This is a genomic window from Brachybacterium sp. Marseille-Q7125 (assembly GCF_023062615.1).
Lineage (GTDB): Bacteria > Actinomycetota > Actinomycetes > Actinomycetales > Dermabacteraceae > Brachybacterium.
Map to the genome: position 1 here is coordinate 21,405 of NZ_JALLAL010000001.1, position 24,119 is coordinate 45,523.

A 24,119-nucleotide genomic window follows, 5' to 3' on the forward strand; every position below is an offset into this window, starting at 1 on the left:
CTGCCGCACGGAAGAACCAAGGAGAACCGTGACCGAGACCACCAACGACTCCCACGAGGTCGAGACCGACGAGATCGCCTCGGGCAACTACACCACCGAGTCCACCGCCGCTGAGGGCACTGTGGGGACCGGCCAGTCCGCGACCGCTCCCGGCTACGGCACCGGCCGCCGCAAGCGTGCGATCGCCCGCGTCCGCCTGGTCCCCGGCTCCGGCCAGTGGACCATCAACGGCCGCTCGCTCGAGAACTACTTCCCGAACAAGCTGCACCAGCAGGAGGTGAACGACCCGCTGACCATCCTGGACCTGCAGGGTCGTTTCGATGTGTTCGTCCGCCTGACCGGCGGCGGCCCCTCCGGCCAGGCCGGTGCGGTGCGCCTGGGTGTGGCCCGCGCGCTGAACCAGATCGATGTGGAGAACAACCGGCCCACCCTGAAGAAGGCCGGCTTCCTCAAGCGCGACGCCCGCGTCATCGAGCGCAAGAAGGCGGGTCTGAAGAAGGCCCGCAAGGCGCCGCAGTACTCCAAGCGCTGATCCCGCGCCCCGCGCGCTGAGATCACATTCGGCCCGCCGGGCACGCATCGCGCCTGCTCAACGGCTACAGCGAACGGCCCCCGACCACCACGGTCGGGGGCCGTTCGCATACCCCGGGACGAACAGCCTGCGGCCTTAATCGCTTGAGCGTTAGCGTGGGCCCTGGTGCGGGGGCACCATCCCACCCCTCGCCGAGCCTGCGCGGCTGCCCATCAGGCGCCCGCGGGGACCTTCCTCCGGTCCCGTCGATCACGGGACCCCAACCGAAGGGACCGTTCGTGTTCGACACTCCCATGACCCCCAAACTGTTCCTTGACCGCGTCCTCAACGGCGCGGCCGTGGGCATCGTGGTGGGTCTGATCCCCAACGCCATTACGGGCGAGCTGTTCAAGTTCCTCGCCCGCACTTTCCCCTCCATCGACCTGTTCACGACCCTCTCGCAAGTCGTCATCGGCCTGCAGTTCACCGTCCCGGTGATCGTGGGCGTGCTGATCGGCATGCAGTTCGCCATGACCGCCGTGCAGACGGTCATCATCGGCACCGCCACCTTCGTGGGCTCCGGTGCGATGAGCTTCAGCCCCGACGGGGTGATGCTCGTGGGCATCGGTGACCTCATCAACACCATGATCACCGCCTCCGTGGCCGTGCTCATCCTGGCCTGGATGGGCAACCGCCTGGGCAGCCTCACCGTGCTGTTCCTGCCGATCATCGGCGGTGGCATCGCGGGCCTGGTGGGCATCCTGCTACTGCCATACGTCCGCTACATCACCACCGGCATCGGCGCGCTCGTCAACGCCATCGCCGTGCAGGAGGGCCTGGGACTGATCGCCTTCGTGCTGATCGCCATGATCTTCTCGGTCATGATCGTCTCGCCCATCTCCACCGTCGGCGTCTGCCTCGCGATTGGCATCAGCGGCCCGGCCGCCGGTGCGGCCAGCGTCGGCATCGGCGCCGCCGCCGCGGTGCTGCTGGCCGGCAGCCTGCGTGTCAACAACGCTGGCGTCACCTGGTCCACGTTCCTGGGCGCCATGAAGATGATGATGGGCAACCTCCTGAAGTACCCGATCATGGCGCTGCCGCTCATGGTGGTGGGCGGCCTGACGGGACTGGTGGGCGGCCTGCTGAACATCACCGGCACCGCGGAGACCGCGGGCTTCGGCCAGTCCGGTCTGGTGGGCCCGATCGCGGCGGCGAAGGACCTGGACGCCTCGCCGATCGCGACCCTCGGGATCGTCGTGCTCGTGTATTTCGTCGCCCCGATCATCCTGGCCTTCGCGTTCCACGCTCTGTGCGTGCGCACCGGCATCTACTCGCCCTCGATCTTCGCCTTCACCCCGCAGGGCGCACCGGTGAGCGAGGGACAGGCCGATGAGCCGCTCGAATCCGTCGCCCGCGAGGACCGCGACGCCCTGGACGGCACCGCGACGACCGCCCCGCAGACCCCCGACACCCCTCAGACCGCTGCGGACCGCGAGACCGCGCAGACACCGGCATCCGTGAGCGCGGATGCGGAAGGAGATGCACGATGAAGATCCTGTTCCTGGGAATCCGTGAGGACGAGCGCCCGGCCCTGGAGGCCTGGCAGCGCGAGCACCCCGAGCATGAGGTGGTGGCCCGCGAGGAGATCCTCACCGCCGCCACGCTTCCGCTGCTCAAGGGCGTTCAGGCCGTGTGCCTGCAGCAGGTCATCAGCCCCGAGCCGGAGGTGTACTCGGCGCTCGCCGAGGCGGGGATCCGCCAGCTGTCCAGCCGCACCGCCGGTGTGGACATGCTGGACCTGGCGCTCGCGAAGCAGCACGGAATCGTGGTCACCAACGTCCCGGTGTACTCGCCCAATGCGATCGCCGAGTTCGTGCTCGCCTCGACGCTGTACCTCACGCGGCGCTTTGCGCAGATCGAGCGCAAGAACTCCCAGCGCGATTTCCGCTTCGCGGGTCTGATCGGCCGGGAGCTCGCCACGCTGCGGGTGGCCGTGCTGGGCACCGGGTCGATCGGTCTGCGGGCCGCCCGGCTGTTCCATGCCCTGGGCGCCGAGGTGGTGGGCTATGACCCCTACCCGCGACCGGACTTCGGGGAGGTGGGCCAGTACGCCCCCACCCTCGAGGAGGCGGTCGAGGGGGCGGATGTGCTCACCCTGCACATGCCGCTGTTGGCCAGTAACCACCACATCATCGATGAGGCGGTGCTCGCGCGGCTCGCCCCCGGTGCGGTGGTCATCAACGCGGGCCGCGGTGGCCTGCTGGACACCGCAGCGCTGCTGGAGGCGCTGAACTCCGGGCACCTGTCCGGAGCGGCGCTGGACACCTACGAGAACGAAGCCCCCTACTACCGCTACGACTGGACCGGAAAGGACCTCGGTGATGCGGTGCTCGAGGAGCTGCTGGGCCGTGAGGATGTGCTCATGACCCCGCACGTGGCGTTCTACACCGACACCGCGGTGCAGAACCTCGTCACCGGCGGGCTCGACAACGCTGTGCTCGCCGCGGAGACCGGCACCGCCCCCACGGTGGTGGAACCGGCCTGAGCCGCAGCCTGTCAGGCGGCCCCCGACCAGCCCGGTCGGGGGCCTTCTGCTGTTCTGCCTCGCCGCGGGACCTCGGACTCCCGGCAGATGTGCTGGAGTGTTATTGTTTCTGCAGGTCACCGGCACTAATGCCGGATGAAGCACTCGCCGAGGAGACACCCCCGATGACCCAACCCGCCTACACCCACGAGTGGGATGCCGGTGACCTGGGCTGCGGTGAGCTCGTGGTGCTGCTGAAGCTGAAGCTGCGCGACGAGATGACTGCAGGGGAGATCATCCGCCTCCACGGCACCGACGAGGGTCTGCAGTGGGATATGCCCGCCTGGTGCGGGCTGACCGGCAATGAGCTGGTCCACGCTGAACCCCCGTTGTTCTTCATCCGCAAAGGTCCAGCCCCTACCGCCGACGCACCCGAGGAGCGCGCATGAGCAGCAAGTTCAACGTCATCATCAACAACGCCAAGAACGACACCGACAAGGCGACCGTCGGCTTCGTCATCGCCAACGCCGCCGTCGGCTCCGACCAGGAGACCATGGTGTTCCTCTCCACCGAGGGCGCGCGCCTGGCGGAGAAGGGCTACGCCGATGACATCCACGAGGAGGGCTTCGCCCCACTCAACGAGCTCATGAGCAACTTCGTCAAGGCCGGCGGCACCATCTATGTGTGCGCCCCCTGCGTGAAGAAGCGTGGCATCGACACCGAGAACCTCGTCGAGGGCGCCACCGTCGTGGGCGGCGCGAAGCTCGTCGAGTTCCTCGCCGGCGGCACCCCGTCCGTCTCCTACTGATCCCCTGAACCCTGCCACGACGGTCCCCGTCGGCCCTGTTCCGGGGCTCTGACGGGGGCCGTCGTGCCCCTGCTGCGAAAGGTCCCCGCGTGTCCACCACCGCTCATCCGTACCCGCCCACCGCCGGTTTCGACGGTGGCCACCTCGACTGCGGCAACGGCCTGCTGCTGATGATCCGCCAGCACATCGATCCGCTGGAGCCCGGGCAGCTGCTGGAGATCCTCTCGCGGGACTCCACCGTGGAGGTGGATCTGCCCTCCTGGTGCCGCCTGACCAAGAACGACCTGGTCCACTGGTACGTCGAGGACGGGGAGGAGAAGATCTGGCGCTTCCTGGTCTCCAAGGGACCGTTCACTCCGCCAGAGGGGGAGGAACCGTCGGACGCCGCGGCCACGCCGGAGACACCGGCTACCACGACCGCCGATGCAGCCCCAGCCACTCCTGCTGCAGCACAGAATGATGAGGCCGCTCAGCCTGCCCCGCGCCGTAAGAAGCAGCGCAAGCGCCTGGCGAAGGAGCAGATGGCCATCACCCAGGAGGTGGTGACCCCGCACATCCCCGACGCCCTGCCCGAGCCGGCCCCGGCCCCCGCGATCGCCCCGCTGTCGGTGCTCACCATGGGGTCGTGGCCGCGGCCGCGCTGGATGCTGCGCACCCTGCATGAGCACCTCGAGGGCCGTGCGGATGAGGCCCAGTTCGCGGCCGATGCCGAGGATGCGGTGCGCCTGGCGATCGCCGCGCAGGAGCGGGCCGGGGTGGACCTGGTGACCGACGGAGAGCAGCGCCGCGACAACTACTCCTCCTTCGTGGGCGGTCTGCTGCAGAACTGCCAGCTGATCCCCATCACCGACCTGCTGCCCTACGTCGATGACCCCGAGGAGTTCCGCCGCGAGCTGGACGCCCTCGATGTGCCCGCCGGAGAGGTGCGCCACCCGGCCGTGTTCGGGCCGCTGGGCCGGGACAAGCCCCTGGTACGCCACGAGTACGAAGCCGCCGCGGAGATCAGCTCCCGCCCGGTCAAGGTGTGCCTGCCCGGCCCCTACCTGCTGACGCGCACCATGTGGATGGAGTGCATCTCCGACCGCGCCTACGACGACCGTGAACAGCTCGCCGAAGACATCGTGCGGGTGCTGCGCGAGGAGATCGCCGACCTCCTGGCCGCCGGGGCGCCGCTGGTGCAGATCGATGAGCCGGTCCTCACCGAAGTGCTGTACGGGCAGGTGGGCGAGGGCGGTCGCACCTTCATGTGCGGCGCGCTGGGCGATCGCGGTGACACCATCGCCGAACTCGCCTTCGCCCAGGAGCTCATCACCCGGGTCACCGACGGCTTCCCCGCCGAGCGGCTCGCGCTGCATGTGTGCCGCGGCAACTGGACGCGGGATGAATCCGCGGCGCTCGCCGGGGACTACGGGCCGCTGGTGCCGCTGTTCCGGGCCGCGAACGTGGGCACGCTCGTGCTCGAGCTGTGCACCCCGCGTGCCGGAGAGCTCTCCGCGCTGCGCGGCATCCGCGAGGATCAGCGGGTGTGCGTGGGCGTGGTGAACCAGAAGGACAGCGAGGCCGACACAGTCGAGGACGTCCTGGAGCGGGCGGAGAAGGCCATCGCCGTTTTCGGGCCCGAACGGGTGCTGCTGTCCACCGACTGTGGTTTCGCGACCTTCGCCGACAACCCCATCGACGACGCGCGCGAGGCGGAGCGGGTGCTGGGCCTCATGGCGCAGGCCCGTGACGTGCTGCGGGAGCGCCACGGAGCGGTCCCCGACTGAGGCGCAGGGAGGCGGCATCGCCGTGGCGGCGCGGGGACGGGGATGCTCGAGGCGGTTCCGCCTCCGCGGCGCGGGGACGGCGCGACCCTCGAGCGCCCCGTCGGCCCCTCTGGGGCGTCCCCGCCGCGCTGGGCGGTCTGATCGCGCGCCGACTCAGCCCAGCAGCTCCCGCAGATCCTCTGCGGTGATCGCGGCGCGGAACGCCTCGCCGCCGTCGGTCAGGGCGTCGAACAGCTCGGCCTTCTTCTGCTGCAGCGCGAGGACCTTCTGCTCGATCGTGTCCTCGGCGATCATCCGGTACACCATCACCGGGCGGTCCTGGCCGATGCGGTGGGTGCGGTCGATCGCCTGGTTCTCCGCCGCCGGGTTCCACCACGGATCCAGTAGGAACACGTAATCCGCCTCGGTGAGGGTGAGCCCGAAACCACCGGCCTTCAGCGAGATGAGGAACACCGGCGCCTGCCCCTCACGGAACGCTGTGACCACCAGATCGCGGTCCCGTGTGGAACCGTCCAGGCGCTCATGCGCGATGCCCTCACGCGCCAGGCGCTCCCCGATCAGGTCCAAGTAGCTCGTGAACTGGCTGAACAGCAGCACCCGGTGCCCATCCCCGATCACCTCCGCGAGCCGATCCAGCAGCGCCTCGAGCTTGCTGCCGGGCACATCCGCGTACGCCTCGGCGTCCACGAGCGCGGGATCCAGCGCCAGCATCCGCAGCAGGGTCAGCGAGCGGAACATGATGAACCGGGCGCGCTCCACATCGGACTCGATGAGCCCCAGCACCTTCTTGCGCTCCCGCTGTAGCACCGAGTCGTAGACCTCCCGATGCTCCGGGCTGAGCGGCACCGTGATGACCTCTTGGTGCTTCGCGGGCAGCTCGGCGGCTACCTGCTCCTTGGTGCGGCGCAGCAGGAACGGGCGGATCCGTCGGCGCAGCAGGGCTAGGCGCTCCGGGTGCTCCCCGGAGCCGATGGGCAGGGTGAAGCGCTGCCGAAATCCGATCGCGGTGCCCAGCAGGCCCGGGGCCACGAGATCCGCGATCGCCCACAGGTCCGCCAGGGAGTTCTCCATCGGCGTGCCCGTGATCGCCAGCCGCATCCGCGCCCGGATCCCCGCGGCCGCGAGGTGCGTGCGCGAGCGGGGGTTCTTCACGAACTGCGCCTCATCGAGCACGAGCCCCTGAAACGGTCCTGCCGCGGCGAAGGCCTCCTGGTCGATCCGCAGCACCGTGTAGCTCGTGACCACCAGATCCGCGCCATCGATCGCCGCGGGAACCTCGGTGCCGCGCGCGGCGGCGGTGGCATCCAGCACCCGCACCGTGAGCCCCGGGGTGAAACGTTCGGCCTCGCGCCGCCACACCGGCAGCACCGAGGCGGGGGCCACCACCAGGAACGGAGGGGCCGACGGGACGCGTTCGCGGGCGTGCGCGATCAGCGCGAGGGTCTGCACCGTCTTGCCGAGCCCCATGTCATCGGCGAGGATCCCGCCCAGCTCATGCGCGAACAGCATCGCGAGCCAGGCGAAGCCCTCCTGCTGGTAGTCCCGCAGTTCGGCGGTGAGGTGCGTCGGCAGCGGGGGAGCAGGCGGCGGATCTCCGGCGAGCACCCCGGCGATGCCGCGCTCCCAGGCGGCGCTCGCGGTGGCCTGCTGCGCCACCTCCGCGAGGTCATCCCACAGATCCACCTGGTAGCGGGAGATGCGCTGGGTCTCCGGTTCCCATTCCGCGAGCGCCTCACCCTCGGCGATCAGCTCCCGCAGCGCGTCGAAGGCCGGATGGTCCAGGGCGAAGTACGTCTTGTCCGGCAGCAGCAGGCGGCTGCGCCCCTGCGCGAGGGCCACGAACAGGGTGGGGAAGGGGATCTGGCGCCCCTCGATCGTGATGTCGAAACCGAGGTCGAACCAGTCGTTCTTCCCGGGGCTCTCATGCTGGGTGATCCGCACCTGCGGTGCGCCGTCGAGCTCCCGGTAGGCGTGGCGGGTCCCGGTGATCTGCACGTCCACATGCTCCAGCGCCGCGAGCGCATCCAGGGCATGCTCGCTGAAGCGGGCGGTGTCCGGGCCGGAGAGCAGCTCGACGGAGTCGTCGATCACCGTAGGCCATACGCTCATCGCCGCGGCGATCACGGCATCCTCATGGGCGAGATCCCGATGCGCGCCGTGGCGCTGGTCGATCGGGAAGCTCAGCTCCGGCTCGTGGTAGCGCCAGGACCAGCGCAGCGTGAGCCGATCCCCGGAGGCGTAGGCGGCCTGCAGCAGCAGGGTGGGGCGGCGCGCTGCGGGCAGTTCAACGCTGTCATCGCTGCTGGTGATGGCGGTGAGAGTGCGCAGCTGCGGGTAGGCGAGCTCGAGGAACGCTTCCCGCTCCGCGGTGGGCACGGCGAGCGGCTTCCGGCGCTGCAGGAGGGTCCGCAGCTCGCGCGGCACGGCGCGGGCCAGCGGCGCGATCCGCGCGTGGAGCGCGTCCTCCTCGTCGATCAGCACATCGAGCACCCCGGCCCCGCCCAGCAGACGGCCCCGCTCAGCGGCCTCGCCCTCCACGTCGATGAGGGGGCGCAGCTGCAGGTCGCCATGCTCATCTGCGCGCAGATCCAGGCCCGCCTCCGCCCGCCCCAGCAGCTCCACCGACGCGAGGCCGTCACCGGGCAGCAGCTCCACGCCGTGCGAGCGGGCCTGCGCGAGGGCCTGCCACAGCAGCGGGGAGGTGATCGTGCCCAGCCACAGATGCTCGATGCTGCCGGCCGCATAGGACCGCTCCACCCCCGCGGCCGCGAACAGCCGCGCGAGCGCCTCGGCCTGCGTCTCATCCAGATCCCGCCGCGCGGCCCGCTGCTCGAAGGTCCGCCAGGACAGCTGCCCCTTCACCCAGGTGCCGCGGCTGCCGCGGGTCATCGGCCGCAGCCCCACCCACAGCTCCGCGCCCTCGCGCACCAGACCCGCCGTGGCCGGGACGCGCCGCCGACGCGAGGCACCCGCCGCGGGCGCGGCCTGCAGATCCACCCGCAGGGCCAGCGGCTTCGGCGCCGCAGTGCCGGTGGGTCGCGCCGCAGAGGACAGCACGGGCCGCAGCACACTGCGCCACTCCGCCACCGGCTGCTCGAGCACCGCCTGCGCGGCGACCTCGCCCAGGTGATACAGCAGAGCCGCCACATGCTGGCATGCCTCCTGGGCCGGACAGTCGCAGCGCGAGACCGTCGGTCGCCACAGACCGCCCGGCCCCGCGGGCTGGAAACGGCGACTCACCGCATCCTCGTCGTACTCCACGAGAACGGCCGATGGGCGGTGCGCGGCACCCTCCTCATCGGTGACGGTCCCGCGCACGGTCTGCTCCGCCGCATCCCAGGCCAGGTCGTCGACCCGGCCGGCGCGGGCTGCCGCGAGGCCCCGCGAGGCCGTGCGATCACCCACGAGCAGACTGATCGCCGAGGGCAGCGGCCGGGGCAGAGACGAGGGATCGGGCATCCATCCAACGTACCGCGCAGCACCCACGCCGCTGCAGCGACGGCGGTGCGCCACCGCCTGGACGTGACCGGTCCCGCGCGGCCGGGACGGCGGTTCCCGCCCGTCCCGCTGCTCGACCCCGGTACTCTCACGGCGAGAACCCCACCCAAGGAGGCCCGTGTGGCAAGACTCTTCGGCACCGACGGAGTGCGCGGACGCGCGAACGACGACATCACCGCGGAGCTCGCGGTCGAACTGTCCGTGGGAGCCGCCCACGTGCTGGGCACCCTGGGTGCCTTCGGCGGCACCCGCCCCCGCGCGATCCTCGCCCGCGACACCCGCCCCTCGGGCGATTTCCTCTCCGCCGCGGTCTCCGCGGGCCTCGCCTCCGCCGGGGTGGATGTGCTGGACGCAGGAATCCTCCCCACCCCGGGCCTCGCCCATCTGGTGCAGGCCTCCGGCGCGGATCTGGGTGTGATGATCTCCGCCTCCCACAACCCGGCGCCCGACAACGGCATCAAGTTCTTTGCTCGCGGCGGCACCAAGCTCCCCGATGAGGTGGAGGACGCGATCGAGGCGCGGCTGGGCGAGCAGTGGGAACGCCCGCAGGGCACCGACGTCGGCACCATCACCCCGTACGAGGGGGCGATCGAGCAGTACGTCACCCACCTGGTGGGCACCCTCGACATCTCTCTCGAGGGCATCAGCGTGGTGGTCGACTGCGCGAACGGCGCCGCGGCGATCACCGGCCCGGAGGCGCTGCGCCGCGCGGGGGCGACTGTGCACGTGATCGGTGACCGCAGCGACGGCGGGCTCATCAATGACGGCGTGGGCTCCACCCACCTGGAGGCGCTGCAGGCCGCGGTGCGCGAGCACGGCGCGGATATCGGCGTGGCCTTCGACGGGGACGCGGACCGCTGCCTGGCCGTCGATGCTGGGGGCCACGAGATCGATGGCGACCAGATCATGGCGATCCTGGCACTGGACCTCAAGGAGCGCGGCAAGCTGCATGAGGACACGCTCGTCGTCACCGTGATGAGCAACCTGGGATTGAAGCTCGCCATGCGCGATCACGGCATCATCCTGGGGCAGACGGCCGTGGGGGACCGCTACGTACTGGAGGAGATGACGCTGGGCGGCTTCTCCATCGGCGGCGAGCAGTCCGGCCACGTCATCATCGCCGAGCATGCCACCACCGGCGATGGGGAGCTGACCGCCCTGCATCTGCTGCAGCGCATGGTGCAGACCGGCCGCACCGCGCGCGACCTCGCCTCGGTGATGACGCGCATGCCGCAGGCGCTCATCAACGTGCGCGGCGTGGACAAGGCGCGCGCCACGATCGACCACGAGGTGCGCACCGCCGTCGAGGCCGCCGAGCGCGAGCTGGGGGAGTCCGGCCGCGTGCTGCTGCGCCCCTCCGGCACCGAGCCGGTTGTGCGCGTCATGGTTGAGGCGCCCACCGACGAGGAGGCGACTGCCATCGCCGAGCGCCTGGCGGGCATCGTCCGCGAGCGCCTCGCGCTGTGAGCCGGGGCCGTGAGCACGCCTGACTCTGTGCGCACGCCTGGCCTCAGGACCCCCTGACGCGACACGCCCGCCGAGTGCACCGATCTGTCTCCTGAGCGCCACAGATCGGTGCACTCGGCGCTGCATGGCGGCGTGCCCCCCCTCACACCTTGCGCAGCAGCACTGAATGCACCCGGTGCTGCCCGTCCTTGCGCAGAACCAGGTCCGCACGGCCGCGTGTGGGCAGTACGTTCTCGCGCAGGTTCGGGCCGTTGATCGTCTCCCAGATGCGGGTGGCGGTCTGCCGGGCCTCCTCATCGGTGAGATCCGCGTAGCGGGTGAAGTAGGAGCGCGGATCGGAGAAGGCGGTGCGCCGCAGCTGCCCGAAGCGCTCCACGTACCAGCGCTGCACATCCTCCGCCCGCGCATCTACGTACACGGAGAAGTCGAAGAAGTCGCTGACGGCCATGCCGAGTCGTCCATCGCGCCGCGGCCGGGCCGGCTGCAGCACGTTCAGGCCCTCCACGATCAGCACATCCGGCTGCTCCACCACGATGCGCTCGCCGGGGATGATGTCGTAGGTCAGGTGCGAGTACACCGGCGCTTCCACCCGCTGCTGCCCGGACTTCACATCGGCCACAAAGCGCAGTAGGGCGCGTCGGTCGTAGCTTTCGGGAAAGCCTTTGCGGTGCATGATCCCGCGCGCGGTCAGCTCCGCATTGGGGAACAGGAACCCGTCGGTGGTCACCAGCTGCACCCGCGGGGTGTCCGGCCAGCGCGCCATGAGCTCGCGCAGCAGACGCGCCGTCGTGGATTTGCCGACCGCCACCGAGCCCGCCACGCCGATGATGTACGGGGTGCGGTGCTGATGCTGGTTCAGGAAGTCCTCGCGGGCCCGCCGCAGGGCTTGCGCGGCTGCGACCTGGATGTTCAGTAGCCGGGAGATGGGCCGATAGACCGCATCGACCTCGGTGAGATCCACCTGATCCCCCAGTCCTCGCAGGTGCTGCACATCCTCTTCGCTGAGCGGCAGCGGGGTCTGCTGGGACAGCCGCGCCCAGTTCTCCCGCGAGATCTCCTCGAACGGGGTGACGGCGTGGGTGGGCGACGCGGTCTTCATGGCAGGACATTGTTCCATCCGTCGGCCCGCGACGGCGGCCGCCGCCTGCGCAGTGCGGCACGGGATGCTCGCCAGGGCGCCGCACAGGAGGCGGTGCGTATTCATGACCGCTGCGCGCACCTCTCGACCAGGCCCGCGCGCAGACGCTCCGAAACGTGATCGAAACCTCGCCCGGATCGGCCGTTGTGGCAGGCGAGCGGGCCGTCGCTGGTTAGCGTGAGCGGCATGTGCGGAATCGTCGGCTATGCAGGCCCCCAGCATCCTGAGCCCACCACCCGTCCGCTGGATGTGGCCCTCCAAGGTCTCGCGCGCCTCGAATACCGCGGCTACGACTCCGCGGGCGTGGCCACCCTCGAGGGCGAGCGAGTGCAGGTCACCAAGCGTGCCGGGAAGCTCCAGAACCTCCGGGAGGTCCTCGGCGAGAACCCGGTGACCGCGGGCGCTGTCGCCATCGGCCACACCCGCTGGGCCACCCACGGCGCCCCCACCGACGGCAACGCCCACCCCCACCATGGCGGGTACGACGGCGAGCTGGCGCTCGTGCACAACGGCATCATCGAGAACTTCGCCGCCCTGCGCGCCGAGCTCGAGCGCGACGGGTACACCTTCACCTCGGACACCGACTCGGAGGCCGCTGCCCACCTGGTGGCCCGGGAGATGCAGCGCACCGGTGACCTCACGGCCGCGATGCGTGCTGCGACCGCCCGCCTCGAGGGTGCCTTCACGCTGCTGGCGATCCATCGCGATGCCCCCGGCACCGTCGTCGCCGCGCGCCGTAACTCCCCGCTGGTCGTGGGGCTCGGCGAGGGTGAGAACTTCCTCGGCTCGGACGTCGCCGCCTTCGTGGACGCCACCCAGGAGGCGCTCGAGATCGACCAGGACCAGGTCGTCACCGTCACCGCCGATGCCGTCACCGTCACCGACGCCGAGGGTCAGGAGATCACCGACCCCAGGCGCTACGCGATCGACTGGGACGCGAGGGCTGCGCAGAAGGGCGGCTACGCCTCCTTCATGGCCAAGGAGATCCACGAGCAGGCCAGCGCCGTGGCCGATACGCTGCGCGGCCGCATCGAGGGCGGGACGCTGCAGCTGGATGACATGAGCGTGGATGAGTCCGTGCTGCGCAGCATCGACAAGATCGTCGTGATCGCCTGCGGCACCGCTGCCCATGCCGGCAGTGTCGCGAAGTACGCGATCGAGCACTGGTGCCGCATCCCCACCGAGGTGGAGCTCGCCCATGAGTTCCGCTACCGCGACCCCGTCGTCACGGAGAAGACCCTCGTGGTCGCGATCTCCCAGTCGGGCGAGACCATGGACACCCTGATGGCGGTGCGGCACGCCCGTGAGCAGGGCGCGAAGGTGGTGGCGTTGTGCAACACCCGCGGCTCCTCCATCCCACGCGAGTCCGATGCGGCGCTGTATCTGCACGTGGGCCCCGAGATCGCGGTGGCCTCCACCAAGGCTTACCTGGGGCAGATCATCGCCAGCTACCTGCTGGGCCTGTACCTCGCGCAGGTGCGCGGGAACCTCTTCGCCGATGAGATCGCCGCGCTGATGGAGGACCTCGAGCAGATCCCCGCCCAGATCCAGCAGGTCCTGGACCGCGCCGACGAGGTGGAGCAGCTGGCCCGCGCTATGCGTGACGCCACGAGCGTGCTGTTCCTGGGCCGACACGTCGGCTATCCGACCGCGATGGAGGGCGCCTTGAAGCTCAAGGAGATCGCCTACATCCACGCCGAGGGCTTCGCTGCCGGGGAGCTCAAGCACGGCCCGATCGCCCTGGTGGAGGAGGGGCAGCCGGTGTTCGTCATCGTCCCCTCCCCACACGGCCGCGAGTCCCTGCACGCCAAGGTGGTCTCCACGATCCAGGAGGTCCGTGCCCGCGGCGCGAAGACCCTGGTGATCGCCGAAGAGGGGGATGAGGACGTGGTCCCGTACTCCGATGTGGTGCTGCGTGTGCCCCGCACCCGCACCCTGTTCGCACCGCTGCTGACCGTGATCCCGCTGCAGATCTTCGCCTGCGAGCTCGCCACCGTGAAGGGCCTGGACGTCGACCAGCCGCGCAACCTCGCCAAGTCCGTGACCGTGGAATGAGCAGGGGGCGCTCGCCGGCCCGGATCGAGCGGCCGATGGGTACGGCCGGCGCGCCCGCGGGTGCGCGAACGGTGTGATACTGCCCAGGTGAGCACTTTTCCCACCGCGACGCCCGAACCCGGCCCCACCGAGGGCTTCGGCGGACGCGCCTTCGCCCCACGGCAGGACGGCGCCGTCGCGGGGGTCGGCGTGGATGTGGTGGATATCGCCCGGCTGACCAGCATGTTCGAGCGCACCCCCGCGCTGGCCGCACGGCTGCTCACCGACAGTGAACGGAACCTCTCCGACGCCTCCCGCGCCGCCCGCGTGGCTGCGAAGGAAGCCGTCGGGAAGGCGCTCGGCGCCCCCGGGGATTTCTCCTGGCAGGACGTCACCGTGGAGCGCACCGCGACCCGGCGGCCCTACCTGCGGCTGCGCGGCGCGACCCTCCGCGCCGCCGAAGCCCAGAACGTCACCCACCTGCACCTGTCCCTTTCCCACGACGGGGATGTGGCCACCGCGATCGTCATCGCCGAGCGCGGTCCTGCGGCCCAGGCCGCCTCAGGAAACGGGGTGGGGCCGACGGGCACCGACGCTCCCGCGGGACTATCCCGATGATCCGTGGATACGACGCCGACCAGGTCCGCGCCGCAGAGCAGCCGCTGCTGGCCGCCGGGGAGCCGCTCATGCTCCGCGCCGCTCGCGCCCTGGCCGATCGCACCGCCGCGCTGCTGTCGGAGCTCACCGCCCACCACCTCGGAGACCACCGGATCCTGGTCCTCGCCGGGCCCGGCAGCAACGGCGGTGACGGCCTGTACGCCGCGGCGATGCTGCGCCGCGAGCGGATCTCCGCCGACGCCCTCGCCACCGGCGCCAGCCTGCATGACGAAGGCGCGCAGGCCCTGCGGGATGCGGGCGGCGCCATCCACCGCCTCGCGGACCTCACCGCGGGGCAGATCGACGAGCTCCTCACCTCCACCACCGTCGTACTCGATGCGATCCTCGGCATCGGCGGCCGCCCCGAGATCCCCGCCCCCATCGCACCGCTGCTGGATGCCGTGCGGGAGCATGACCTGCCCGTGATCGCTGTGGATGTGCCGAGCTTCGTCGATGCCACCACCGGTCGCGCCGCCCCCGGCGCACTCGCCGCGCGGGAGACCGTCACCGTCGGTGCGGTGAAGACCGGTCTGCTGCTGCCCGGCGCCGCCGAGCTCGCCGGGAACCTCCACCTCGTGGATATCGGGCTGGAGCCGCATCTGCCGACGGCCCCTGCCGTGCAGCGCCTGGAGACCGTCGACCTCGCCGCCCACCTGCCGCGCCCCACCGCCGCCTCCACGAAGTACACGCAGGGTGTCGTTGCGCTTGCCGCCGGCAGCGAGCAGTACCCCGGCGCCGCGCTGCTCGCCGCCTCCGGGGCGGCCCGCACCGGCGCTGGCATGGTCCGCGTCCTCGCGCCGCGCCGGGTCGTGGACCTGGTCCTCGGCGCCCGCCCGGAGATCATCGGCCACCTGGTCGAGCCAGGCGCGGACGGCCGCACCCTGGACCTCTCGGCCGATGCCATCGGCCGCACCGACGCGCTCGTCATCGGACCCGGCCTGCCGCCTGAGGACCCTCGCGCCCTCGCCGGGGTGCGCCTGCTCACCAGCAGCGCGTCCATGCCGGGGGTCATCGACGCCGGAGCGCTCAGCGTGCTCGACTCCGCGACGCGCCTGCACCCTGACATGGTGCTCACCCCGCACCGCGGTGAAGCCGAGCGCCTGGCCCGCCGCCTGCACCTGGATGCGCGCCTGCCCGCCGCCGAGCTGGCCCGCGCTCTTGCCGCGGCCACCGGCGCGACCATCCTGCTCAAGGGCGCGATCACCCTTATCGCCCCCGGTGACGGCGGGCCCCTGCTCAGCCAGGCTGATGGCACCCCGCGCCTGGCCACCGCCGGCACCGGAGACGTCCTCGCCGGGATCCTCGGCGCCCTGCTCGCCGCCGGTATCCCCGGACCGCAGGCGGCGGCGACCGCGGCGGCGCTGCACGGGCGGGCCGGTCGCCTCGCCTCCCACGACGGACGCCTGCCCCTCGTAGCCCTCGACGTCGCCGACCACCTGCCTGCAGCCGCCGGGACTATCCTGAACATTCCTGGCGCCCCCTGACCTGAGGAGCCCGATGAGCCTGCCCATGCCCGCCGAGGATCCCCGGCATCTGCCCAGCCGCACCGTGATCGACCCCTCCGCGATCACGCAGAACACCCGGGCGCTCGGAACCCTCCTGGAGGAGCACACTGCCTTGATGGCCGTGGTGAAGGCCGACGGGTACGGCCACGGCATGCTCACCGCCGCCCGCGCCGCCCTCGAAGGCGGTGCGACCTGGCTGGGCGTCGCCCATCCCGCGAGCGCGCTCGCCCTGCACCGCGCTGGGCTCGACGCCCAGATCCTCACCTGGCTGTACGAACCGGTGACCGCCCGGGCTGTGCTGCCCGATGTCATCGGCGCCGGGATCGATGTGGCCGTCTCCTCCCCGCAGATGCTGGCCCTCGTCTCCGAGGCCGCCCACCAGGTGGAGCGCCGCGCTCGCGTGCACCTGAAGATCGACACCGGCATGGGGCGCGGCGGCGTCATGCCCTGGCAGGTGCGCGAGGTCGCCATCACCATCCGGGAGGACGACTTCCTGGGCCTGACCGCCGCCTGGACCCATATGACCAGCGCCGAGGACCCCGACGACCCCGCCACCGATCAGCAGGTGGAGACCTTCGACTCCGCGTGCACGCTGCTCGAGGAGATCGTCGGCCCCATCCCGCTGCAGCACCTGGCGAACTCCGCGCTCACGCTCACCCGGCCTGACCTGCACCGTGACATCGTCCGGCCCGGCATCGCCCTGTACGGCTACCCGCCCGTGCCCTCCGAGGTGCCACTGCGTCCCGCGATGACCCTCACCAGCCGCCTCGCCCTCGTCAAGGAGGTCCCCGAGGGGCAGAGCATCGGCTATTCCCGCACCTACCACACCACGCGCACCACCCGTCTGGGCCTGGTCCCCCTCGGGTACGCCGACGGGCTGCACCGTGCCGCCTCCGATCGCTGCCACGTCCTGGTGCGCGCCGAGGGCGGTGACCAGCTCGCCCCCCAGGTGGGTCGCATCTCCATGGACCAGATCGTCATCGACCTGGGGCCGGACAGCACCGCACAGGCCGGCGATGAGGTGTTCCTCTTTGGCGACGCCGGTGGGGACCCCGAGAGCCCCTCGGCGCCCTCGGCCGAGGACTGGGCGGTTGCCGCCGGCACGCTTCCCTACGAAATCCTCACCTCGATTTCCGGGCGGGTGGCGCGGGAGGTGCGCGCATGACGCGCCTGACGGTGCGCACCCGCGACGCCGAGGGCACCCGCCACGTGGCCCGCACCCTGGCCGCCGCCCTGAAGGCCGGGGATCTGCTGGTCCTGGACGGTCCGCTCGGCGCCGGGAAGACCACCTTCACCCAGGGCCTCGGGGCGGGTCTGCAGGTCCGCGGCCCCGTCGCCTCCCCGACCTTCGTCATCGAACGGGTGCACCCCAGCCTCGTCGGCGGCCCCGCGCTCGTGCACGTGGACGCGTATCGCCTCGGCGGAGAGGGAGAGATCGACGACCTGGACCTCGATGCGGACCTGGATCGGGCCGTGACCGTCGTCGAGTGGGGCCGGGACCGCGTGGAGCACCTGGCCGACTCGGTGCTGCTCATCGAGCTCGAGCGCCCCGCCGCGGTGGAGGACCCCAGCGACCCCGATGAACCCCGCACCCTGGTCATGACCGGGTACGGGCCCCGCTGGGACACCGCCGCCCGGGAGGGCCTCGCGGCCCTGTTGGCACAGATCACGGGGGCTGACGGGCTGGTCCGCGCCCCCCAGGATGAGGAGACGCACTGATGCTGCTGGGGATCGACACATCCGGGGCGGTGAGCATCGCCGTGGCTCGCGGCGCCCTGAACGGGCCCGCCCCCGAGGTCCTCGCCGTGCGCACCGATGCGCGTGCCCGCCACCACGACGAGATGCTTCTCGCCCTCATCGAGGACACCCTCACGCAGGCCGGCATCACGCGCCGTGATCTCACCGGCGTCGTGGTCGGCCGCGGCCCCGGCCCCTTCACCGGACTGCGGGTGGGCCTGGTGACCGCCCGCACCATCGCCGCGGTGCTCGGGGTGCCTCTGGTGGGACTCAGCTCTTTGGATGCTCTCGCGCACCAGGCGCTGGCTGAGCATGCGCGCTCGACCGGCCAGACCACGGTGGGTGTGGCGCTGGATGCGCGGCGCCGCGAGGTCTACCACGCCCGCTACCGCCGCACCGCCGACGGGCACGTGGAGCGCATCGCCGACCCGGCCGTGGACGCCCCCGCCGAGGTCGCCGCGGAGCTCACAGCCTGCGATGTCCTCGTCGGCTCCGGCTGCGCCCTGTACCCCGAGCTGCTGCCCGCCACCGCCGACATGCCCCACGCCGACGCCGGGCACCTCATCCTCGCCGCCGCCCGGCAGACCGCCCGCGGCGCGGACCTTGCGAGCACCGAACCGCTGTACCTGCGCGAGCCTGATGCCGCGAAGCCCACCGCTCGTAAGAGCGCCCTGGGTCTGCCCGATGCCCGGCGGCAGCGCTGACATGCTCGATCCCGATATGCCCGACACCCCAGGCGGAGCCGACGGGGGCACGGGGCCGTGGGCCCTGCGCCCCGTCACCCTCGAGGATGTCGAAGCGATCGCGTTCGCGGAGCTCGAGCTGTTCCCCGACGAAGCCTGGACCGTCTTCCAGCTCGCCGCGGAGATCGAGCACCCCGACCGCCGCTACGTCATCGCCGCGACGGGGGCCGATGCGAGCGGTGAGCTGCTCGGCTATGCCGGGATCATGCTCGCCGGGGACACCGCGGACCTGCACACCATCGGCACCCTCCACCCTGGGCGCGGCATCGGTCGTGCCCTGCTGGCCTGGTGCGAGCAGCAGGCCAGCGCCCAGGGAGCGCAGCGCATGCTGCTCGAGGTGCGCGAGGACAACTCCCGCGCCCGCGCGTTCTACGCCGCGGCCGGGTATGAGGAGATTGCGCGGCGCCGCGGCTACTACCGCCTGCGCGGCCGCAGCATCGACGCCCTGGTCATGCAGCGTACCCTCGCGGGAAAGACCCCCGGTCAGGACGCGTAATCCCGCACCTTCTGGAACAGATCCGGATACTGCGCCTCGAGCCGCCGTTCCGCCAGGAGCAGGCCGACGACGAACACGATCGCCCCGGCGAGAATCGCCAGGCCCCCAGCCAGCAGCGTGAGTCCGGTGCTGCCGACGGCGGCTCCCCAGATCCCCACACCGATCGCCGGTGCCAGGGCGAGGAGCAGCACCAGCATCGACACGGTCATGGCGAGCATCGCATTCGCGGAGCTCGCGGACTTGTCCTTCATCGGATTCGTGCCGGGCGGGGACGCCGGATACGGCATAAGCGTCGCGATCAGCATGGAGATTCCCCAGCCGGCGATCATCGCGCCGGTCACGCCGAGGACGAACAGGCCGATCATCTCCGGCATGTCGAAGACGAGGGGGATCAGCGTCGACAGGAGCAGGGCCGGCGGGCCCATCAGCAGCGCCTGCGCCGCCACCCGCCCCAGCAGGTTCGCGCGGGCCGGGAGCGATGCGGTGATGTTCACCCAGCCGGAGGGGCCATCGAAACCGATCTCATTGGCGAGGCTGAGTCCGCTCATGCCCAGCATGAAGATGACCATGCCCAGCATCATCGCGCGCGACTCCGGCAGCACGAAGCCCATCGCCACCAGGAACACCACGACGATCGGGTAGATGCCGAGCGCTGCGAGGTAGCGGGTGTCCCGCCGCCAGTACCGCAGCGACTTGCCCAGCACCGCGCCGAACGGCCCGGATGGCACGAAGCGCGGCACGAGCGGCGAGACGCTGGTGGTGCCCGAGGATGCATCACCGGCCAGCGCGGAGGTGAGCGAGGCGTCGATAGAGCGCCGCCACCACAGCCATACGAGCACGATGGTCGCCGTGCCGATCAGTGCTCGCAGCGCTGCGGTGAGTGCCCGGCCCTCGGCCAGGTCCATCGGCACCGAGAACAGTGCCCCCACCGGGGTCCAGGCGAGACCCTCCACGATGCGTGACAGCAGGGAGAGGTCCACCACGGCGACAGCATCCGGGATGCGCTGCATGAGCAGGGACGCGGCGTAGATCAGCACGAACATGCCCAAAAACGCGACGATCCCGCCGAGCTCCCGACCGCTGCGGGAGGAGGAGCGGGAGGCGGAGTGCGCGAACACTGCCCGCAGCAGCAGCAGGCACAGCACGAAGCCCGCCAGATTCGCCGGCAGCAGCGCGATCATCGCCGCGACCACCCAGCCGATGCCCTGCCCGAACAGCACCAGCCACAGGGCTTCGAAACCGGTGGCGATGAGGATCGCGATGAGGGTGAACAGGCTGGGCAGGCTGAGCGCTGCGGCGACGGCCATCCCGGGCTGCAGGTTGCGGGCGCTGCGTGGGTATAGGGCGAAGGCCCGGGGATCCAGCGTGTCATCGACGCCGAAGGCGAATAGCGGGACCAGAACCCACAGCAGGACTGTCAGCGCGCCGAGCCCGCGGATGATTGCGGGGAACACCGTTCCCTCACCGGCCCACAGCGTGGTGCCCAGGAAGATGAACACCAGGGCCACCATGGCGCCGATCCCGTACAGCGCTCCGATGATCGTGCCGATGAGCTTGCCGATGTTCTTGCGGTAGGACCGCTTCCACAGCGTCCACCGCAGCCGGGCCAGTCCCCGGATCAGATCCTTCTGGCTGACCTGCCCATGGTGGACATCCTGGGCAGCGGCGGTCGCAGCGTGCTCATGCGTCAGGACTCCAGCCACGACAGGCTCCCCTCCGCGACGTCTCCGCCGCCCACCAGATCGATGAAGGTCTGCACGAGCGAACCGCCCTGCCGCACCTCATCCAGCGTCCCGTCGGCCAGCAGCTCGCCGCCCGAGATGATCGCCACATGGCTGCACAGCCCCTCCACCAGTTCCATCACATGGCTCGAGAGCACCACGGTGCCGCCGCCCTCGACATAGGCGGTGAGGATCTTGCGGATCACCTGCCCGGAGACCGGGTCGACGGCCTCCAGCGGCTCATCGAGCACCAGCAGGCGCGGTGCGTGCAGCAGCGCGCAGGCCAGCAGGATCTTCTTGGTCATGCCGGCGGAGTAGTCCACCACGAGCTTGCCGTCCTCACCGGCGAGGTCCAGGGCGGCCAGCAGTGAGTCGCTGCGCTCGGTCACGACGTCGGGCTCCATCCCGCGGATCAGACCGACGTAGCTCAGCAGCTCTCGGCCGGTGAGCCGGTCGAAGGTGCGCAGCCCATCGGCCAGCACGCCCAGCCGGGCCTTCGCCTCCAGCGGCGTGGTCCACATGTCGTGCCCCAGCACATGTGCGGTCCCCGCATCGGGGCGCAGCAGACCGGTGGCCATCGACAGCGTGGTGGTCTTACCGGCGCCGTTGGGGCCGACGATCCCGTAGAAGGAGCCGCGCGGGACGTCCAGGGAGATGCCGTGGACCACCTCCGTCTTGCCGAAGGACTTCCGCAGTCCGCGCAGGGACAGGGCGGCCTGCTCGGGGCGTGCCGCATCTGCGGCGATCGGGGCTGCCACGCCGGCCAGCGGTGCCGGGGCAGGGGTGTCGGGGTCCGATGCGTCAGGTGCTGGCGCGCCGAGATCCGACGCGCCGGATCCGGATCGGCCAGGCGCCGCGTCGGGGACGGACCCATCGGGTGGCAACGGAGTGGGGGAGTGCGGGCTCGTCTCAGACATGCCTTCACGCTAGACCCTGTGGCCATAGCGTCGGTCCCCCGCTCGGAGAGGGTTTCTCCGACCTTCGTCGGCAATCCACCTGCCGGTTGAGGGCGCAGTGGGCGGGGCCCACTAGGATTTCGCTGAGCCGTCCGGCTCATGGAAGGAGCCTCATGTCCAAGCTTCGCCCCACGCCCCGGCCACCGGCCCTTGCGCCCGAGGTCGAGGAGATCCCGCTGGGGATCCGGCGCCTGGCCGCCTGGTCCTGGCGTCTGATGCTGATCCTCGCCGCCGGCGCCCTGGTGGTGTGGGCGCTGCTGAAGATCACCACCATCGTCATCCCGGTGCTGATCGCTGTGCTGCTGGCCTCGATGCTGGCGCCGATCGTCCGGGTCCTGACCCGCTACACCTTCCTGGGGCGTGCTGCCGCAAGCGGCATCGCCCTGCTGGGCCTGCTGCTGGTGATCGCGGGGATGTTCACCCTGGCCGGTCGGCAGCTGTTCGCGCAGTGGGCGGATATCCAGGACAAGGCCGTCACCGGTTTTCAGAACCTCGTGGACTGGGTGACCACCACCTTCCAGGTGAAGACCCCGACGGTCAACGCCGCGATCGACGAGGGTCTCGAGCAGCTGCAGAAAAACGCCGATCAGCTGGTCACCGGTGCGCTCAGCACCGCCGCGGTGCTCGGCAACATCGGCACCGGCATCCTGATCTGCCTGTTCACACTGTTCTTCCTGCTCTCCAGCGGCACCGGGATCTGGCGGTGGGTCATCGGTCTGCTGCCGCCGGAGGCTCGGGTGCCCACGCATGAGGCGTTCCGCCGCGGCTGGAAGGCGCTGTCGGCCTACATGCGCACCCAGATCCTCGTGGCCGCCGTGGACGCGACCGGTATCGCGCTGGGCATGGTGGGGCTGGGGCTCGGCTCCTACGCCGTGCCGATCTGGCTGCTGGTGTTCCTGTTCAGCTTCATCCCGCTGGTGGGAGCGGTCGTCTCCGGAGCGATCGCCGTCCTGCTGGTGCTCGTGCTCAACAGCTGGGTGGGCGCGATCATCATGCTCGTGATTGTGCTGGCGGTGCAGCAGCTGGAGGGCAATGTGCTCCAGCCCTTCCTCATGGGCAAGGCCGTGGAGCTGCACCCCCTGGCGGTGTTCCTCGGGGTCGCCACCGGCGCGATCATCGCCGGGATCCCCGGCGCGCTGTTCGCGATCCCGGTGATCGCCTTCGTCAACGCCACGGTGCTGTACATGGTGGGGCGTGACCCCGACCCGGATATGGGGGAGGACGTCGCGCTGCAGGAGCACTTCGCCCAGCTCACGGGCAGGCGCCGCCACAGCTGACGCCGCGCAGGCATCCCGCATCGCGACGACGAAGAGCGCGGCCCCTCCCCGGAATCACCGGGACGGGGCCGCGCTCGTGTACGGGGCCGGCCGCAGCGGGCCGACGGGGCTCAGGCCGAGCGGTAAGGCTTGGCGCGCAGGATCTCGATCGGGAAGGACTTCCCGTTGGGCGCGGTGTACTCCACCGTGTCACCCACCTTCGAGCCCTGGATGGCGCTGCCCAGCGGGGACTGCGAGGAGAACACCTCGAGGTTCTCCTCATCGTCGGCGATCTCACGGTTGCCCAGCAGGAACGTGCGCTCCTTACCGGCCATCGAGATCTTCACGACCATGCCGGGCTCGACGACGCCATCATCCTTGGGCGCCTCGCCCACCACGGCGTGCTTCAGCAGATGCTTGAGGTCCGCGATGCGGGCCTCCATCTTGCCCTGCTCCTCGCGGGCGGCGTGGTAGCCGCCGTTCTCCTTGAGGTCGCCCTCGTCCCGAGCCGCGGCGATGCGCTCGGTGATCTCGGTGCGGCCGGGGCCCTCGAGCTCCTCGAGCTCCTTCGCCAGGCGGTCGTACGCGTCCTGGGTGAGCCAGGTGCCGTTCGGCTGGTCGCTCATAGGGTCACTCCTGTCGATGTCTGTGGCGCAGGGGCCCGATACGAGGGCCCCTGAACGCGAATCACGGGGCACATGTCCTCATGCGCCCCGTGTGCGGGTGATGATGACCGGCACGCTACCGGTTCCGAGCTATTTTACACACTGTCGCGCGAAACCCGAGGACCGACGGGTCGGCTGTGGCGCATTCGAGGACTGCGGCCGCCGCTGCACGGTCACCGGGCGCGGTGGTCGCTGCGCGGTCAGCGGGCGTCGCAGCGGACGATCTCCGCGGAGACCGCCTCGCCCTGGGTGGCGATCTCGACGTGGTGTGTGGACTGTCGGGCCGTCTGCGCCGGTACGGCGACCTCGACGAAGCCGACCTGGGCGCGGCCCTTGTTCAGCGCCTGGATGCGGCAGCTCGCCTCCGTGCCGGGGTCCATCGTCACCACGAAGCCGACGCCGATCTGGTCATCGGCCAGATGCTCATACGAGATCACATCGGCGCGCACCGCCGGCGTGGCCAGCCGCATCCCCACGACCACCACGACCGCGAGGAACGCCACCGCGCCGAGGGTCACGAGGATCCGGGCGGTGGAGGCGGACACGAGAGGGCCGCCGTAGCGGTCTGCGAGACGGGAGCTGACATCGGGCATGCAGCCATTCTCGCCCATCGTGAGGATCACCGCGGCGACCATGA

The 24,119-nt window shown here is 70.8% G+C and carries 21 protein-coding genes; 15 read left to right on the top strand and 6 right to left on the bottom strand.

All coding sequences use genetic code 11. The annotated features are described in order from the left end of the window. Positions 1-28: 28 nt before the first annotated feature. The 6 genes from rpsI (at position 29) to MU407_RS00145 (ending at position 5,609) form a co-directional block, all read left to right on the top strand. Positions 29-532 carry a 30S ribosomal protein S9 gene (gene rpsI, locus MU407_RS00120; RefSeq protein ID WP_102235321.1) on the top strand — a complete coding sequence of 168 codons (504 nt, stop codon included), beginning with the start codon at positions 29-31 and terminating at the stop codon, positions 530-532. Between the two features lie 293 nt (positions 533-825). Beyond that, positions 826-2,061 (top strand): PTS sugar transporter subunit IIC, encoded by a 1,236-nt coding sequence (locus MU407_RS00125; RefSeq protein ID WP_102235546.1) that lies wholly within the window; start codon positions 826-828, stop codon positions 2,059-2,061. Beyond that, positions 2,058-3,056: a D-2-hydroxyacid dehydrogenase gene (locus MU407_RS00130; protein ID WP_246954470.1), complete on the top strand. Its 999-nt coding sequence runs from the start codon at positions 2,058-2,060 to the stop codon at positions 3,054-3,056. The genes MU407_RS00125 and MU407_RS00130 overlap by 4 nt, the downstream gene beginning before the upstream one ends. 164 nt (positions 3,057-3,220) lie before the next feature. After that, a complete protein-coding gene (locus MU407_RS00135) occupies positions 3,221-3,484 on the top strand; it encodes a sulfurtransferase TusA family protein (RefSeq protein WP_246954472.1) in 264 nt (87 codons plus the stop codon). Next, entirely contained in the window at positions 3,481-3,843 is a 363-nt protein-coding gene (locus MU407_RS00140) for a DsrE family protein (RefSeq protein WP_246954474.1), read from the top strand. Before MU407_RS00135 ends, MU407_RS00140 begins: the two co-directional genes overlap by 4 nt. Before the next feature lie 89 nt (positions 3,844-3,932). Next, a complete protein-coding gene (locus tag MU407_RS00145) occupies positions 3,933-5,609 on the top strand; it encodes a sulfurtransferase TusA family protein (RefSeq protein WP_246954476.1) in 1,677 nt (558 codons plus the stop codon). A 153-nt stretch (positions 5,610-5,762) separates the two neighbouring features. Here MU407_RS00145 and MU407_RS00150 read toward each other — a convergent pair whose 3' ends face one another. Next, on the bottom strand, positions 5,763-9,068 hold the full coding sequence (locus MU407_RS00150; protein ID WP_246954479.1) for a DEAD/DEAH box helicase: 3,306 nt from the start codon (positions 9,066-9,068) through the stop codon (positions 5,763-5,765). A 159-nt stretch (positions 9,069-9,227) separates the two neighbouring features. Between MU407_RS00150 and glmM the strand changes: the two genes are divergently transcribed. Continuing rightward, positions 9,228-10,574, top strand: a complete 1,347-nt coding sequence (gene glmM / locus MU407_RS00155) for a phosphoglucosamine mutase (protein WP_246954482.1) — start codon at positions 9,228-9,230, stop codon at positions 10,572-10,574. A gap of 142 nt (positions 10,575-10,716) precedes the next feature. On the opposite strand, the gene coaA is transcribed toward glmM, so the two are convergent. After that, positions 10,717-11,673: a type I pantothenate kinase gene (coaA, locus tag MU407_RS00160; RefSeq protein WP_233190626.1), complete on the bottom strand. Its 957-nt coding sequence runs from the start codon at positions 11,671-11,673 to the stop codon at positions 10,717-10,719. A 225-nt stretch (positions 11,674-11,898) separates the two neighbouring features. On the opposite strand from coaA, the gene glmS reads away from it, so the two are divergent. The 7 genes from glmS (at position 11,899) to MU407_RS00195 (ending at position 18,884) form a co-directional block, all read left to right on the top strand. Beyond that, positions 11,899-13,767, top strand: coding sequence for a glutamine--fructose-6-phosphate transaminase (isomerizing) (gene glmS, locus MU407_RS00165; RefSeq protein WP_246954484.1), 1,869 nt, complete (start codon positions 11,899-11,901; stop codon positions 13,765-13,767). 87 nt (positions 13,768-13,854) lie between these two features. Continuing rightward, entirely contained in the window at positions 13,855-14,364 is a 510-nt protein-coding gene (locus MU407_RS00170) for a holo-ACP synthase (RefSeq protein WP_246954487.1), read from the top strand. After that, entirely contained in the window at positions 14,361-15,887 is a 1,527-nt protein-coding gene (locus MU407_RS00175; protein ID WP_246954489.1) for an NAD(P)H-hydrate dehydratase, read from the top strand. The genes MU407_RS00170 and MU407_RS00175 overlap by 4 nt, the downstream gene beginning before the upstream one ends. A gap of 13 nt (positions 15,888-15,900) precedes the next feature. Then, entirely contained in the window at positions 15,901-17,073 is a 1,173-nt protein-coding gene (gene alr, locus MU407_RS00180; RefSeq protein WP_102235313.1) for an alanine racemase, read from the top strand. Next, the gene (gene tsaE / locus MU407_RS00185; protein WP_246954490.1) at positions 17,070-17,627 is read left to right on the top strand and encodes a tRNA (adenosine(37)-N6)-threonylcarbamoyltransferase complex ATPase subunit type 1 TsaE; all 558 of its coding nucleotides are present in this window, start codon (positions 17,070-17,072) and stop codon (positions 17,625-17,627) included. Before alr ends, tsaE begins: the two co-directional genes overlap by 4 nt. Then, complete coding sequence (tsaB, locus tag MU407_RS00190) at positions 17,627-18,349, top strand: tRNA (adenosine(37)-N6)-threonylcarbamoyltransferase complex dimerization subunit type 1 TsaB (protein ID WP_246954492.1); 723 nt, start codon at positions 17,627-17,629, stop codon at positions 18,347-18,349. The genes tsaE and tsaB overlap by 1 nt, the downstream gene beginning before the upstream one ends. A 16-nt stretch (positions 18,350-18,365) precedes the next feature. Further along, positions 18,366-18,884 carry a GNAT family N-acetyltransferase gene (locus tag MU407_RS00195; protein ID WP_246954494.1) on the top strand — a complete coding sequence of 173 codons (519 nt, stop codon included), beginning with the start codon at positions 18,366-18,368 and terminating at the stop codon, positions 18,882-18,884. On the opposite strand, the gene MU407_RS00200 is transcribed toward MU407_RS00195, so the two are convergent. Both MU407_RS00200 and MU407_RS00205 read right to left on the bottom strand, forming a co-directional pair. Continuing rightward, the gene (locus tag MU407_RS00200) at positions 18,872-20,587 is read right to left on the bottom strand and encodes a hypothetical protein (protein WP_246954496.1); all 1,716 of its coding nucleotides are present in this window, start codon (positions 20,585-20,587) and stop codon (positions 18,872-18,874) included. The two genes, MU407_RS00195 and MU407_RS00200, sit on opposite strands and share 13 nt — an antisense overlap. After that, positions 20,572-21,522 carry an ABC transporter ATP-binding protein gene (locus MU407_RS00205; RefSeq protein ID WP_102235309.1) on the bottom strand — a complete coding sequence of 317 codons (951 nt, stop codon included), beginning with the start codon at positions 21,520-21,522 and terminating at the stop codon, positions 20,572-20,574. The genes MU407_RS00200 and MU407_RS00205 overlap by 16 nt, the downstream gene beginning before the upstream one ends. 152 nt (positions 21,523-21,674) lie before the next feature. On the opposite strand from MU407_RS00205, the gene MU407_RS00210 reads away from it, so the two are divergent. Next, the gene (locus MU407_RS00210) at positions 21,675-22,838 is read left to right on the top strand and encodes an AI-2E family transporter (RefSeq protein WP_102235308.1); all 1,164 of its coding nucleotides are present in this window, start codon (positions 21,675-21,677) and stop codon (positions 22,836-22,838) included. A 110-nt stretch (positions 22,839-22,948) separates the two neighbouring features. Here MU407_RS00210 and greA read toward each other — a convergent pair whose 3' ends face one another. Then, complete coding sequence (greA, locus tag MU407_RS00215; RefSeq protein ID WP_102235307.1) at positions 22,949-23,443, bottom strand: transcription elongation factor GreA; 495 nt, start codon at positions 23,441-23,443, stop codon at positions 22,949-22,951. 239 nt (positions 23,444-23,682) lie between these two features. Next, positions 23,683-24,075 carry a DUF4307 domain-containing protein gene (locus MU407_RS00220; RefSeq protein WP_102235541.1) on the bottom strand — a complete coding sequence of 131 codons (393 nt, stop codon included), beginning with the start codon at positions 24,073-24,075 and terminating at the stop codon, positions 23,683-23,685. Positions 24,076-24,119 lie beyond the last annotated feature (44 nt).

What these genes read in the sequence shown, in the direction of transcription:
- MU407_RS00125 (WP_102235546.1), top strand. Translation starts at nt 826, where the DNA reads ATGACCCCCAAACTGTTCCTTGACCGCGTCCTCAACGGCGCGGCCGTG.
- MU407_RS00130 (WP_246954470.1), top strand. Translation starts at nt 2,058, where the DNA reads ATGAAGATCCTGTTCCTGGGAATCCGTGAGGACGAGCGCCCGGCCCTG.
- MU407_RS00135 (WP_246954472.1), top strand. Translation starts at nt 3,221, where the DNA reads ATGACCCAACCCGCCTACACCCACGAGTGGGATGCCGGTGACCTGGGC.
- MU407_RS00140 (WP_246954474.1), top strand. Translation starts at nt 3,481, where the DNA reads ATGAGCAGCAAGTTCAACGTCATCATCAACAACGCCAAGAACGACACC.
- MU407_RS00150 (WP_246954479.1), bottom strand. Translation starts at nt 9,068, where the DNA reads ATGCCCGATCCCTCGTCTCTGCCCCGGCCGCTGCCCTCGGCGATCAGT.
- coaA (WP_233190626.1), bottom strand. Translation starts at nt 11,673, where the DNA reads ATGAAGACCGCGTCGCCCACCCACGCCGTCACCCCGTTCGAGGAGATC.
- glmS (WP_246954484.1), top strand. Translation starts at nt 11,899, where the DNA reads ATGTGCGGAATCGTCGGCTATGCAGGCCCCCAGCATCCTGAGCCCACC.
- MU407_RS00175 (WP_246954489.1), top strand. Translation starts at nt 14,361, where the DNA reads ATGATCCGTGGATACGACGCCGACCAGGTCCGCGCCGCAGAGCAGCCG.
- alr (WP_102235313.1), top strand. Translation starts at nt 15,901, where the DNA reads ATGAGCCTGCCCATGCCCGCCGAGGATCCCCGGCATCTGCCCAGCCGC.
- tsaE (WP_246954490.1), top strand. Translation starts at nt 17,070, where the DNA reads ATGACGCGCCTGACGGTGCGCACCCGCGACGCCGAGGGCACCCGCCAC.
- tsaB (WP_246954492.1), top strand. Translation starts at nt 17,627, where the DNA reads ATGCTGCTGGGGATCGACACATCCGGGGCGGTGAGCATCGCCGTGGCT.
- MU407_RS00195 (WP_246954494.1), top strand. Translation starts at nt 18,366, where the DNA reads ATGCCCGACACCCCAGGCGGAGCCGACGGGGGCACGGGGCCGTGGGCC.
- MU407_RS00205 (WP_102235309.1), bottom strand. Translation starts at nt 21,522, where the DNA reads ATGTCTGAGACGAGCCCGCACTCCCCCACTCCGTTGCCACCCGATGGG.
- MU407_RS00210 (WP_102235308.1), top strand. Translation starts at nt 21,675, where the DNA reads ATGTCCAAGCTTCGCCCCACGCCCCGGCCACCGGCCCTTGCGCCCGAG.
- greA (WP_102235307.1), bottom strand. Translation starts at nt 23,443, where the DNA reads ATGAGCGACCAGCCGAACGGCACCTGGCTCACCCAGGACGCGTACGAC.
- MU407_RS00220 (WP_102235541.1), bottom strand. Translation starts at nt 24,075, where the DNA reads ATGCCCGATGTCAGCTCCCGTCTCGCAGACCGCTACGGCGGCCCTCTC.